General features: G+C 61.2%; 14 protein-coding genes and 1 pseudogene. 1 reads left to right on the plus strand and 14 read right to left on the minus strand.

The genetic code is table 11. The annotated features are described in order from the left end of the window. Positions 1–22: 22 nt before the first annotated feature. The 3 genes and pseudogenes from MPC4_RS19715 to atzF all read right to left on the minus strand — a co-directional run. A complete protein-coding gene (locus tag MPC4_RS19715; protein ID WP_174514024.1) occupies positions 23–697 on the minus strand; it encodes a cysteine hydrolase family protein in 675 nt (224 codons plus the stop codon). Positions 698–754: 57 nt separating this feature from the next. Then, positions 755–1693, minus strand: coding sequence for a hypothetical protein (locus MPC4_RS19720; protein WP_174514025.1), 939 nt, complete (start codon positions 1691–1693; stop codon positions 755–757). A 134-nt stretch (positions 1694–1827) separates the two neighbouring features. Next, positions 1828–3243: pseudogene (atzF, locus tag MPC4_RS19725) on the minus strand (allophanate hydrolase); the annotation flags it as partial. A gap of 324 nt (positions 3244–3567) precedes the next feature. Here atzF and MPC4_RS19730 point away from each other — a divergent pair. After that, a complete protein-coding gene (locus tag MPC4_RS19730) occupies positions 3568–4260 on the plus strand; it encodes a GntR family transcriptional regulator (protein WP_174514027.1) in 693 nt (230 codons plus the stop codon). A gap of 504 nt (positions 4261–4764) precedes the next feature. On the opposite strand, the gene MPC4_RS19735 is transcribed toward MPC4_RS19730, so the two are convergent. From MPC4_RS19735 to MPC4_RS19785, 11 genes are read right to left on the minus strand one after another with little or no spacing between them, the layout of a single operon-like run. After that, the gene (locus tag MPC4_RS19735; RefSeq protein WP_174514028.1) at positions 4765–5463 is read right to left on the minus strand and encodes a hypothetical protein; all 699 of its coding nucleotides are present in this window, start codon (positions 5461–5463) and stop codon (positions 4765–4767) included. Further along, positions 5460–6782, minus strand: coding sequence for a metallophosphoesterase (locus MPC4_RS19740; RefSeq protein ID WP_174514029.1), 1323 nt, complete (start codon positions 6780–6782; stop codon positions 5460–5462). The genes MPC4_RS19735 and MPC4_RS19740 overlap by 4 nt, the downstream gene beginning before the upstream one ends. Then, complete coding sequence (locus tag MPC4_RS19745; RefSeq protein WP_174514030.1) at positions 6779–7054, minus strand: hypothetical protein; 276 nt, start codon at positions 7052–7054, stop codon at positions 6779–6781. The genes MPC4_RS19740 and MPC4_RS19745 overlap by 4 nt, the downstream gene beginning before the upstream one ends. Next, positions 7041–7271, minus strand: coding sequence for a hypothetical protein (locus MPC4_RS19750; protein WP_174514031.1), 231 nt, complete (start codon positions 7269–7271; stop codon positions 7041–7043). The genes MPC4_RS19745 and MPC4_RS19750 overlap by 14 nt, the downstream gene beginning before the upstream one ends. Beyond that, on the minus strand, positions 7268–7717 hold the full coding sequence (locus tag MPC4_RS19755; protein ID WP_174514032.1) for a hypothetical protein: 450 nt from the start codon (positions 7715–7717) through the stop codon (positions 7268–7270). Before MPC4_RS19755 ends, MPC4_RS19750 begins: the two co-directional genes overlap by 4 nt. 1 nt (position 7718) lies before the next feature. Beyond that, complete coding sequence (locus tag MPC4_RS19760) at positions 7719–8135, minus strand: hypothetical protein (RefSeq protein WP_174514033.1); 417 nt, start codon at positions 8133–8135, stop codon at positions 7719–7721. A gap of 5 nt (positions 8136–8140) precedes the next feature. Next, entirely contained in the window at positions 8141–8995 is an 855-nt protein-coding gene (locus MPC4_RS19765) for a phage tail tip lysozyme (RefSeq protein WP_174514034.1), read from the minus strand. Positions 8996–8998: 3 nt separating this feature from the next. After that, positions 8999–9934 (minus strand): hypothetical protein, encoded by a 936-nt coding sequence (locus MPC4_RS19770; RefSeq protein WP_134487667.1) that lies wholly within the window; start codon positions 9932–9934, stop codon positions 8999–9001. 24 nt (positions 9935–9958) lie between these two features. Next, positions 9959–10300, minus strand: coding sequence for a septal ring lytic transglycosylase RlpA family protein (locus MPC4_RS19775; protein WP_425312508.1), 342 nt, complete (start codon positions 10298–10300; stop codon positions 9959–9961). A 12-nt stretch (positions 10301–10312) separates the two neighbouring features. Next, a complete protein-coding gene (locus tag MPC4_RS19780) occupies positions 10313–12109 on the minus strand; it encodes an SGNH/GDSL hydrolase family protein (RefSeq protein ID WP_174514035.1) in 1797 nt (598 codons plus the stop codon). 6 nt (positions 12110–12115) lie between these two features. Continuing rightward, on the minus strand, positions 12116–13186 hold the full coding sequence (locus MPC4_RS19785; protein WP_174514036.1) for a hypothetical protein: 1071 nt from the start codon (positions 13184–13186) through the stop codon (positions 12116–12118). Positions 13187–13193 lie beyond the last annotated feature (7 nt).

Consider the following 13193-nt stretch of genomic DNA (forward strand, 5'->3'; position numbering starts at 1 on the left):
CCGCTCGGTCTGATGTAACTCGCTATGAACTTTCGGCGCCGAGCGCCGTGATCAGGTCGTCCGATTGACCTACCCAGCCGAAGATCGCGCCTTGCGCGGCTATCATGCGAAGTCCAATCTCGTGGAATTCCGCAAAGTACGAGGCGCAGCAATCCTCCAGAACGAGGCATTCGTAGCCTCGGTCATTGGCTTCCCTCACTGTCGTGTTGACACAGACTTCCGTAGTGACGCCGGTGACGACCAGTTGGGCGATATCGCGATTGTGCAGAATTGCGTGAAGGTCGGTTGCAAAAAAGGCCCCTTTGCCGGGCTTATCGACCACCGGCTCTCCGGGCGCCGGATACAGTTCGGGGATGATGTCATGCCCGGCCTCCCCGCGTATGAGGACGCGCCCCATCGGCCCTTGATCGCCGATGCCGAGCGCCCCCCGGCTACGTGACTTCTTGGATGCCGGGAGGTCGGTGAGATCCGGCCGATGGCCCTCGCGGGTATGGATCACCATTAGGCCGGCGGCGCGCCAGGCGTGGAGTAGCCGCCGATTTGGCTGGATCGCGCGGCGCAGCATCGTGACATCGTTGCCCAGCAACTCCCCGAAGCCGCTCGGCTCGAGAAAATCCCTCTGCATGTCGATGATGAGAAGAGCTGCGCGGGCCGCGTCTAGCCTGAACGGAAAGGGTTCAGCCGCGATGTCCGTCATGAGCGTGGTCCTGTGTTCACTCTGTGGCTTGCAGGAGATCGGATCGCGGACACCCTGTCAGAAATCCATGCTGATGCCGATCGTTGGCACCACAACGCTCCGATGTGTTCCGGGAGCCGCCGTGCCGACCAGTGTCTGCGCCAATAGCAGCCTGTCGTTCAATTCATAGTAATACCGCACGCCGCCGTGCAAAGCCCAATGGGGAGACCACGTGCCGATGGCGGGGATCCCGGGCAAGGGAACGGTCGCGAGAAGCCCTGTGGAGAACACGCCAAAATTGCTCGCGCCACCCCAGAACTCGGAAGGCCCAACGGTGAACCAGGTCGGAGCCGACAAGATCACTGGAAGACCATGAGGAGTGAGGTCGAATTTTGGAACCGCTCCGATTTCCACGTCGAAGGTGGCCGTTTGGCCGGTGACGACCGTACTGCTCTGGCCCTTGAACGTGTAGAACAGCTTAACGTACGGGTTTAGCGGCAATATGCTGTTCCAGCCGCTGTCATCGTATTGCAGTTGGAACTCAAGGTTGCGTTCGACGAAGAAGGCGCTTTGCGGACTGTCGAATTGCACGTATTGAGCGCCGAAAGTCCACGCTTGTCCGAACTTGACCGACACGCCGCCGAAATAGTCGATCTCGTTGAAAGAATTCGTGTTGGGAGCCTGGTAGCCAGGATTGATGTCCAACCAGGTGCCGCCAATTAACGACACGTCGGAAATGAAGCCGGCTGGGTTGTTGTATATGTCGAGGACCAGCCCATTCAAGGATTGCAGCGTCGCGCCTTTGTTCGTAACGAGAAGGCCGCGCGGAGTGATATAATCATTTTTCAGCGATAGATCAGCGAAACCATGCAAGCTGAATGGCGGCTGCTGCGCTGGCGGCGGCGCAAGGTCCGCCGCGATCGCAAAACCCGTGTTTACGGCAACCGCGCCCGCCAAACTTAGGCCGAAAAGTTTTAAGTCCATTTGGAAGTCCCCCATCCCCTTCTCGTCGACCACAGTGGGTCCAATCCGCCGGGCGCGCGCCGCGCCGGCTGCATGCGCATACCGAAGTTAAAGTAGTTACAGAACAAGAGCTTCATGCGGGGCTCGCCGTCCTGGCGAACAAATCAGTCAGTAGCTCATCAACATCGGACCAAACCGTCGCTCGCTTGCACGGGCGCCGAGGGCCGAGGACGTTGGCGCCAACCGGTCGCACCGAGTGTTGCCTTACTCGTCGCATGCAGGTCGGCCGCTAATGCCGCGAGTTTGCCATCGCTTTCCGCGGCAGCGAGCAGGGTCACGCTCATCGGCAAACCATTGCTGAGCGTTCCGCATGGCGTCGCAATGCCGCACAGGTCGAGAAGGTTCACGAAATTCGTGTAGGCGCCGAGTTGGCTGTTCGTAGCTATTGGCTCTTCTTCAAGGGCGGCCATAGTGAAATGGGTTGGCGCCGTCGGCACGCAAATCACATCGACGGATGCGATCACAGGAGCGAGTCTCGCCCGCAGAGTCTGAAGCGCATACAGGCCCTTGAAGGCGTCGGCGGCCGTCAGGCTTCGCGCTGCTCCGATGATCGATCGCGTGACAGGATGCATTGCGTCCTGATGCGTTTCCAGGAAGTCGCCGATCGCCGCATAGCGTTCGGCGATCCACGGCCCCTCGTAGAGCAGTTCCGCAGTTCTGTAGAAATCTTTGAACGGTATTTCGACAAGCCGGCACCCGAGCGCTTCGATCTCGACCAATGATGCATCAAAGCCGGCTTCCATCGCGACATCGCCGAAGAAGCGCCGGTCAGCCTTGGCGGGAATGCCGACGCGCGGCGCTGGCGGACGCTCGATTAGCGGCGTCGTTGGAACCGCTCGGGAATAGGGATCAAGAGGATCATGCTTCGCGGCGACCGAGAAGACCCTGTAGGCGTCGTCGACCGTCAACGCAAAGATCGAAACGCAATCGAGCGTCCGGCAGGCCGGCACGACGCCGCGGCTCGACAACGCGCCGACCGTGGGCTTTAGGCCGACAATATTGTTGAGGCCCGCGGGAATCCGCCCCGAGCCAGCGGTATCCGTCCCGAGCGCGAAGGAGACGATGCCGCGCGCAGTAGCGATGGCGGAGCCGGAGGAAGATCCGCCGGGGACCAGCGATGGATCGATTGCATTCTTCGGTATGGGATAAGGCGTTCGCACGCCAGCCAGCCCGGCGGCAAATTGGTCGAGATTAGTTTTCCCGACGACCAGCGCGCCTGCGCCCTTCAAGAGCGCGACCACCGTCGCGTCCTCGCCCGGCGCGTAGGCAAAGCTGGGACAGGCGGCCGTTGTAGGCATGCCGGCGACGTCGATGTTGTCCTTAACGGCGAAGGGAACGCCCCACAGAGGCCGCAAAGCGGGATCGAACGTCCCAAGCTCTTTTGCCTGGCGGAGAAGGTCTTGCTTGTCGGCTAAATGGATGAATATGCCGGGATCATTCGCAGCGCGAAGCCGAGCGAAAACAGTCTCGACAACCTCGGTCGGTTGAACGCCGCTTGCATAGGCCTCAGTCAAGCTTTCAATGTCGATGCGCAGTTCAGACATTATTCTTCCGATAATGACGGTCTCGGCTTCCGCTCGCAGGGGGACAGCGGACCGGTTCGAAAACAGTGATATTCCGCAAGTGTATGCAATCGATATACCAGAGAATTCATCGTAATTAATTCAATGATATGAGCGATCTGCCTTAAAGAGGATGCTTAATCGGAGCGCAAGTGTATGCACTTTTGTCCAAATCGTATATCTGCTTGGCAGGACGCTTAAATGCAGGGCATTGGAGACAAAATTCTTTGAATCGCGAAGTTGGGAATGCGGGTGGACGCCAAATTTTAGGCATAGTAGGAAGCAATCGGAGGCGCTGGAGATGAGATGACGCGCAAGCGCAACCTAGTGCGGGCGGGAACCACCGTGGATCAGATGGTGAGGGCCATATCGGACCGCATCGTCACCGGAATTATCCGGCCGGGAGAGAAGCTCGACGAGCTGGCTCTCGCCAACAGGTTCAATGTCTCGCGCACGCCGGTCAGGGAAGCCCTCGGTCAATTGGCAGCGATGGGATTGGTCGACCGTCGGCCCAACCGCGGCGCGATCGTTGCGGTAGTCACTCCGAACCATCTCGCCTCGATGTTCGAAGCCATGGCGGAGCTCGAATTCATTTGCGCCAAGTTCTCGGCGGAGCGAATGACGGTCGGCGAGCGGCGTGCGCTCGAAATTGAGCACAAGGCGGCGGCGCAACTCGTCAAGGCCAGGGCCGATGAGGACTATGAACTTTTCAATTCTGACTTCCACACGCGGCTCTACCGTGGCGCGCACAGCGCGCACATCTATGAATTGACGACCCTGACCCGCAGCCGTCTCGCCCCCTTCCGGCGCGCGCAATTCAGGTTGCCAGGGCGTCTTGAAATGTCATGGCAGGAACATGACGTCATCGTTTCGGCAATCCTGCGCGGCGACGCAAACGCCGCAGGACTAGCCGCAAAGACTCATGTGTCGCTGGTTAGCGAGGCAAGCGCCGTATTCACGTCCGACGGGATTTCATACTTGCCTATGTGCACAGACTGAGTTGAACCTAGGGGCGCTGCTAGAATCCAAACGTCCGAAGCGGACCGGGACTGGCGATCCTTCAATCTTCAAGATCAATCCGCGTCACCTCATTCGGGACTACGAGCCACGCGCTGTTCCCATTATCGTCCCGCTATTTATGTGCGCTAAGGACCGATCCTCCGTTTTGATTTGGACGCTCGGCATTGCGGTAACCAAACGTCCGAAGGTCACGGGGTGACAGCGGCGGCAGCGCGGGAGTTGCGACATTGGCCGATTCTGTCCAGACCCAGGCGGCGGGCGCCCGTGCGATGGTAGAAGGTCGATAGCCGCTCCTTTGCCGAATCGACCCCAGCTCCCCTCCTGCTTCCGGTTCGCTTCTGAATTTTCCTCGCCGGAAGCATCACTCGCTGAGATGCTTGATTTTAATGGTCGGAGTGGCGGGATTCGAACCCACGACCCCTAGTCCCCCAGTCATAAGTGCGCAAGGCGCGAAGTGCTTGTAAATCAAGTGGATGTGCGCGTTTATTTGCGACCTTCGGGAATTTTATCGTGATTTTGTGTCTCCCGGATTCCACATGCCTCGGCATGGGAGAGCGGCGCGTCCACGCCCACGCCATGATCGCCGAGATGCTGGCGCCAATACCTGCGGCGGATGGCGTCGCCATATGCCGCCGAGCAATTCAGCATATTTATCCCATGATGGAGCGCAAGAAGGCCATCATGTGGATTTTCGATCGTCAGATCACAGGGGAACCCCTGCTCTTCCGAGCGATGCGAAGCCGCCGGCGGCGCGGCCCCCTCCGCGACGATCTTCACGACAATGCCGCCCAAGCCCCAGATCTTCGACGCTTCGTTCAGAAAGCGGACGTCATCGATGGCGACGCGGCCGCCGGCCGCCAAAACCGCCTGCGTCTGGCGCGACCACGCCTCGACCCAAAAGTCAAGTCCGATCAGATCCCTGCCCCATTCTGTGCCAAGCCATTGCATCGCCTGACGCGGCATCTTGCCGCACAGAAGATCGCATGGCGCTTCCTTGCGGTCTCCCTCGATCTCCGCGTCGGTCAGGCCGATCGCGCGCATCATATCTTTCAGGGCCCCCGCGAATCGGATACGGGTGAAACCATAGCGCTCGCAAAGATATCGAGCAGCCGTGGTCTTGCCTGCGCCAGCGCGGCCAGCGAAACCGACGAGGCGCGGCCCGCGCCATTCAACCGCCGTCATGCCCTGCCCTTATAAATGCTGCCCTCGCTCGGGTCGCCGACCATGATCTTCCAGCGCCTGGCGATGCCGCGGCGCGGATGCACCGAGAGCATCCATTGCGAGGCTGGGTGTGAGCGCATGCGCAAGGACCGCCCATATTCGGACGGCCCCGGCAGGCTTCCGTTGACAAATCCATACTCGAGCTCCATCGGCGAGTGAAAGTGCCCGACGATGATCGTGTCGAGAATCACGCCCTCGGCCGCATAATCCTCAATCAGCTTTTTCATGCCGCGCGTCGCGGTGGCGGATACGCCGACAAAGCCCGCGCCGCCGCGCGAGCCGATTCGATCGCCATGCGTCAGAAGGACATTCCAGCCGAGGATATTGATCAGAGCGTCGCCGCTCGCTGGCGCAGAAAACGAAATTTGCTTGGCGCCCTTGGCCGCGTACCAGGACTCGATCGTCCAGGCAACGAGCGTGTCATAAGAGTTTAGCGCAAAGCCTTTCGATTCGGGCTTGCGTGTCGTGCGGCCATGATTGCCAGGCACGCTGATCACGTGGATTGGCGTCGCGGGGAATTCCCGCACGAGCAGGTCAAGGCCGGCGACGAGCGCTTCCGAGACCGCTCGCACGGCCGGAATCGCAAGGAGATCGTTGGTCTTGGCGAGCTCCTCATGGATCTCGCCCGAGACGAGGTCGCCCATCAGCGGCACAAAGATCGCGGATGGCTTGGGTCCGGACCAGTGGACCGTCGCCAGCTTCACCGCCGAGGCGAAAAGCCGTTCGATGCGCCGGCGCGCGATCTTCACATTGTAGCTGTTGCGCCCCCCCATCTGGTCGAGATCAATGACCTCGCCCATGTGGATGTCGGAGATCGGCAGGATAATAGCCTCGCCGACCTTGCCATCTGGCCGGTCTGGCTTCGGATTCCACGAAGGCGGATCGAGCGGCGCGGCCGTAAGCCGAAATAGAGCTTCGCGAATCGCCTCGCCATCCGCGAGCCGACGCTCCGCGATTTGTCGCCCGGTGGCCTCCGCGCGGACGCGGTCCTTCAGCCGGCGCACCTCGATGGGATCGGCCGGCGGCGGCGGCGGCGCTGCTTCCGGCGCGGGCGTCGCCAGCGACCAATTAACCGGCAGCGCATGGAGGCGCTCGCAGGGGCCGCCAGCCTTCACGCGAGAAAAGAGCGTCGATGGAGCTATGCCAAGAGCGGCCGCCGCGACGGAGACCGCGCTCTTGCCACTCTCCGATTTGCCGTTCGGCGGGGCATGGCCAGCCTTGAGAGCTTTCTGAACGGCATCGACGCTGCGCCGCGCTTCCTTCTTGGTCAGGCCGATCATGCGCCAAAGCCCCGCTGCTTGCGCTCTTCCTCGAGCGCTTTCGTCAGCTCAACAACTTTCTCCTCGAGCTCTACGATTCGTCTTTCCTGCGCCTCGAACAACGTGCGGACGCTATCGTTGACCGCCGCGACCATGGCCGGCTGCCTTTTGATCAGCGCGGCAACGATGATGGCAATCGCGCCGAAGACCGCCCCAAAGCTGCCGGCGCCCAGAAGCTGCCCTATGTTTCCAGAGACGACCGCGCCGACAATATCATTCTCATTGACCGCCATCTGCGCGGCTCCCTTCCTTTGTCGGACGTCCGCAGACGATTTTGGTGCGAAGCCCCTCATTGCCGCGGGGATCGCTCGCGGCGATCGTCATGCCCGCCATGGCGCATTGCATGACCGAATCGGCTGCGATCTCACGAAAATCGATGGCGGTTTTCTTGGTGCACTCTTCCTCTGGTGTGGAAGCAAGGCATGTCAGGATCAGGACTATGATTTTCATTTCGCCTTCCCAAGCCAGGAGGAGACGTTGCTTGTTCCCAGCGTCACGGCGTGGACAAGGAAGAAGCTGGAGACGATCGCCCATTCGAATGTGTCGTAGGGCGCGGGCAGCTTGGCGACGCCGAAGAAGGGCGCGCCGAGAAAGGCTTTCGAGGCCACAATCGTATCGATAAAGATCAGCCCGAAATGCAGCGCCGGCGGCACGCCCGCGATCAGCATGATCAACCGATTGATCGGCTGGCCGTAGACCTGGACTTTCAGCGCCGCCAACTGAACGTCATTGGCGAGCGCCGCCTGCATCACGGTCGCGTCAGCGGCGGCTCCCGCCGCGAAGCCCTGCTCTTTGATCGTCGCCGTGTTCGTCTTGTAATTGACCCATGCCGTGACGAATGGCGTGATCAGGCCGCCAAGCAGGGCGTTGAGGAGGGGAAGAAGGAGCGCCCCCATCTCACTGCCCCTGCGGCGGCGTCTTGGCAGCCTGGTTGACGCCTTGGGAGTGCGTCAGCGGGATCAGCGCGAGAATGGCAAAATTGATCCAGGCCGCTACATGAGCATCAACGATCGAGGACCAAGGAAGCGCCTGCCATTGCGCCAGCAACTCTGCGTTGAAATACGCGAGCAGATGCGGCAGCGCGGCGAGGCCGTTCGTCACGACGCCGACGAGGACCAAAATATGCGTCTTCCACCCTTGCAGGATAGCGAGGATCTTTGCCGGCGCCGGCGTCGCCGCGACGGTCGCGGCCTTGCCCGTCACGGCCGCCGTCTCGACCATTTTGTTTCGGATGTACGTGAAATAGACATAGACGGCGCCGCCGCCGACGGCGATCGCGAGAATGACGAGAATGGCGTGCAGGAGGCCGCTCATGTGGATTATCCTTTCGCGGGCGTTGGGGGAACGATAGGCAGCGATGCAGCGGACGCTGGCGGAGCCGTTTGGACGCCGGCCACGACAGCCTTCGCGGCGGCTACTTTCGTCTCTTCGGCTGAGATCGAGGCGATCGTGGTGGCCTTGGCGGCCTCAACCGCCAAAGCCTTCGCCTTGAGATCCGCGACAGCGCTGTCCAGCGTCGAAACCGTCTTCGCCTGCCGCAGCGCTGTGGCGGCGGCGGCGATCGCGGCGATGATGGCGACGGCGAGCACGGCTATCCCGATCCACGCCGCGCCATGGACGATGTGAGACAACAGTCCCGCGCCAGCCGCGGCGCCTGCGACAATTGCAGGCGCGGCCGAATGAACCACTGGCGGCGCGGGCTTTACGACGCCCATGGCGTTGAGGGCGTCTGTCGCGTATTTGATGCGCTTGTTATTGGTGGCTTCGTCATCGGCGGAGCGTTCATAGAAGCGGTTTATGTTCGTCGTCAGGGTCGCGAGAGACTTTTTGCCGGCGAGAAGATCCCGATAGAGCGCATCATATTTGACGCCGCCTGCGTCCCCGTCGCGCAGCTCCTTCAGGAAGAAGGCGGCTTGCGCCTTGATCGTTTTCCAATCGCCAAAATGCGCCGTGCACCACGACTGCATTTCGGCGAGGCGCTCTTCGCGCCATTGGAAGAGGCCGTCCGAGCCATGATCTTTCGGGCCCGTCGTCACAGGCAGGCACTCGTTCTCCTGCGTCGAATTACCGGTGCCCGCGGACGCTGAGACGAGCGGAAGCCCAGGCAGGCCGAGATCCGGATATCCCGCGATGAGATAACCCGTCAGTTCCTTCTGTCGATCAAGCAAGGTCATATCTCACTCCGCGACGTTGGCGTCTTCGTTGCGCTGGCGGAAATACAGATCGACATCATGTCGAAGCGCCGGCTTGTTGCCGGCGAGCTCGAGCACTCCGTAAGTGTTGCGCTTGAGATCTGTTTCAGGATCAAAATGATTGTTGATGAGGACGCCCCAGCGATCGACATAGGCGCGCTTGGCCTTCGGGCCGTGGAAGCCATGTTCGATCGTGCCGGCGATATAAGAGATGCTCCGGGCGATATGCGGCATGGCGCGCGCCTGCCAAAGCCGCAGCGGCTTCTTGTAGGCGTCGCCAATGTTGCCGGGGATGCTGTCGTCGACGCGGCCGATCAGCGCCATCGCCATATGATGATCGCCGGCGCCGAGACCGGCGGTTTCGACAAGGCCGCCAACCCATTCGAGCGCCTGGCGCGTCCACGCCCAGGCATAGCCCGGATGGCCAAATTTATAAGGTCCGTTAACAGCATTCGGCCCCTGGACGATCGGCTTCTTCTCGTGAACAAGCCGGCAGAAGGACCGATGCGCCTCGATGTGCTCCCCGTTGGGCCCAAGATCATAGCAATCAGACCACGGCTGCACGACGGGATAGTGCTGCAGCGCATGCACCGTCTCCGCGGCCCAGTCCTTGCGGCGGAACGTGATGTCGGCATCGAACGTACCGATATATTTTGCCTCGGGCGGCAGGCGGGAGACGCCAATGTTGAGTAGGTTTTCCTTGTTCCACACCAAGGCGGCGGGGTTGGCGCGCACCTTTACGTGGTTGACATGCGGGTTGCTGAGTTCGAATGGCCGTTCACCATAGGCGCATTCAACGGTCGTCAGCTTCACGCCGCTGTCGAGCATATGCCGCTCGAATTCATGATAGAGGCTGATCCGGCTTTTCCAGCGAACCGGATTGGCCACAGCCGTAACCACATGCAGAAGATCCGCGCGCATGAGAGAGCCTTATCGAAAGAGAAATCAGTGAAGGTGATCGAGTCGAACGATCGCCACGCCGGCGATGCCGAGCGCCCGTGCGGCGCCCAGGGAAAGATCGATGCAGCGGCCGCGCACGAAGGGCCCGCGATCATTGATGCGAAGGATGACGCTGCGGCCATTCGCCGAGACGCGCAGGCGCGTCCCGAATGGCAATGTGCGATGAGCGGCCGAAAGGCCCATCGGGCGCAAGCGTTCGCCATTGGCGGTCTGATGACCGCTCTCCGGGCCATAGAACGACGCCCGGCACGTTTCCGCGCGGGCGATCTGAGCGGCAGCGGCCAGCCATGCGAGCACGGCCAGCGCGCCGAGAGTGGATCTAATCAAACCCGGCCAGCATCACGGCAAAGCGTTGATGATCGCCCGGTAGGCCGCAACAATGGCCTTGGCCCACACCATATAGCCGCAATCGTTCGGATGCGGGCCGCTGCTGGACAGGTCGATGTAGTTGTTGCCGGCGGTCGATCCCGTCGCATTGGCGCCGTTGCACGTGCCGTCCAGCGTCGTCTGATGACCCGTGCCGGTGAGGACTGGGCCGGGCGGCGTGGGAACGCCATAATTGGGAATAAAGCCGATGTATTGGTCCCCTGAGGCTGCTTGCGCGGTGAACGCCGCCTGAACCGCCGCCTCGCACTGGATCGCCGTGCCGCATGTGCCGAGCGAGCCGCCGCCCTGACCTACATTCTGCGAGGCGACGCCAACGATGAGCGTCCCTTTTGGGCCGCCCGGATATGCCGCCCGTAGGGTTTTGATCAGGGTCGTCGCGGCGGTTGTAATTTGCGCCGCAGTCGATCCGTAGGAGACATCATTGATGTCCGCCTCGACGAAGATCACTTTCGGCGCACCTCGGAAGGCCGCATATCTTGAAAGATCGGCCATGAAGTGGCTGATGTAGGGGGTCGACGTTCCCGGATTAAGAAGTCCAGTGCCACCGATAGCGAAATTCGCCGCGTCAGGAAGCCCGACCAATTGCCGGAAGACATTGGACCAGCTCGAATAAGTCCCCGTCGCGCCCGTTCCAGCTGTCAGGCTGGACCCAACGAAGGCGACCCCGAAATTATCGGATTGGTTCGGATATGTAATATAATCATAAGGGCCTACAGATACTTGGCGCAGCAGATTGTATGCCGTCATTTCAAGTTTAATCGTGTGCGCCGCCCTGCCGCCAATGTTCGTGAAGTCTAGTGTAATTCTGGCGTTTCCGCCACTATACACAGATACTAGCGTCGCGCCGCCAACTGTATTCGGACCCGCCCCGGATTTGATGTATTGACCATCAACCTGTATCGCGTATGTGCCCGTATTTATGGTGTTAATTTCGACTATGGCGGCTTCAGCCACGAACTCCACAGATTCATAATTGCATTGGATCTGCAAGCCGCTATATGCGGTCTGAGCGTTGCAGTTTCCCGTCACCGGAGAGATATCCGGGCCGGCCGGGAATACGCCAAACCCGGAGCTCTGGACGACCGGCCACCCGCCCTCCCAACGGAAAACGGAGCCATTGGCGGTGTTTGGCCCGTCCGGCACGAGCGAGTTATTGGAGAGGCCGCCGACCGGGTTATAGACATTCGTCAACGCCGCATTGTGCGTGTTGATCTGCGTCAGCACCGGAGAGGTTTGCAGCCCGATCATCGCCCATGTGATGGTTCCGTCAGACAGGCTTCCAGGAGTCGGCCCTGAGCCAGTCGTTGCCGGGACCCCCGGCGTCACCACCTGGAACAGATAGCCGCCGTTGGAAACGATGTCTCCCGCCGCCAGCCCATAATAGAGCCATGTTATACTTCCATCGGGATATGCCAGCGTGCGGTTTGTTCCCGTTGGAGCAGTGCTTGTACCTGTCGTCCCGCCAACAGCGGCGTAATAGATATGGCCCGCATTGGAATATAGGGTTCCCGCCGCCACCACTGCGGCGTTGCCGGGATATGCGCCGGTGAGTTGAATCCAGGGCTGCGCACCGAGCAATTGCGGCTGGTTGTAGGGATTTTTGTGAGCTGCGGCCGACGCCAATCTGCGCAGCGTGGCTCCGAGAGTTTCGGCCTGCGGCACATAGGAGGACGTTGCGCCGGCGATGGCGAGCTGCGAGCCCAGCACAATCGCCGTGGCGGCGGCGAGAATCTTTTTGATGAGACGCATTTCAGATCAGCCCTCCCAAGCCGTGAATTGTTGAAATGCGACCTGCCCTATCGCCGTCAATGCGTTGCTCGGCACGCGATTGCCGGACCAATCGTAGCCGTTGAAGTTCGAAAGAAGCGTCGACGTTCCGACTGCCCCAAAGGCTGCCGAACCTGAAAGAGAGAAGCCGATATTCTGCGCAGTGCTCTCATTGCGGATGGCGAGATATTGTCGCGCGGTATTGGCTGCCGCGACCTGCGTGGAAAGCGGCGTGAAGCTCGTCAGATTGACTGTCGCGCCGACGCCGGAGCCGGAGGTCGCCGCCGGCGCAAGCGGATTGGTCACGGGCGCCGTATAGACGCCCGGGGTCGTGACGCCGAGAGCCAAGATCGCCATCTTGATGTTGACCGTCGCCCCTGTAAGGCCGCCGCCGGTCACCGGCTCGGCCGCCAGATTCGTCGGGTTGACGGTGTAATTGCCGGCCAGAGTGATGGAGCCGATCGCCGTGAGCACGCCGCCGGAGATTGTGCCGGCCAGGGTGAACTTGGTTCCGGTTCCGGTTGTGCCTGTCAGTGTGACCGCGCCGTTCGTGCCGCCGGATCCGGCTGCGGCGATGGTCGGCACAGCGGCGAGCTGCGTGCTCTGCACGTTGAGTACGGCCGCCGTGCCGACGCCTGCACCGCTCGGCATCGTCAGCGTGTCGCCGGGAGCCCAGCCCTGCGTTCCGATCGACTGGACAGCCGCCGCGGCCACCGCGCCGTTGATATATCCGGAGCGATTGGTAATTGCGATCGCCGTGTCGGTCGCCTGGATCGCGGCGAGAATGGCCGCAAGGCTGGTAATTTCGGTCGCCTGATTGGCCGCCGTCGCGACCTTTGAAAAGATGCCCGACAGCCATCCCCTGATGCCGACGCCGCCGGCAAGCTGGGCGACGCCCGTTGCGTCGGTTCCGTCCGCGGCTGCGCCAACCGGCAACGGCAGCGTCTGGTCGGTCGCCAGCGCCACGGAGACGCTGTTCGCGATGACGGCGGGCGCATTGGGCAGCGTATTGATCGTCGCTCCCGAGCCGGGAGTGACGTTGAGGGTTGGCAAAGCCATGGGTTGA

It is taken from the genome of Methylocella tundrae (genome assembly GCF_901905185.1).
Classification (GTDB): Bacteria; Pseudomonadota; Alphaproteobacteria; order Rhizobiales; family Beijerinckiaceae; genus Methylocapsa; species Methylocapsa tundrae.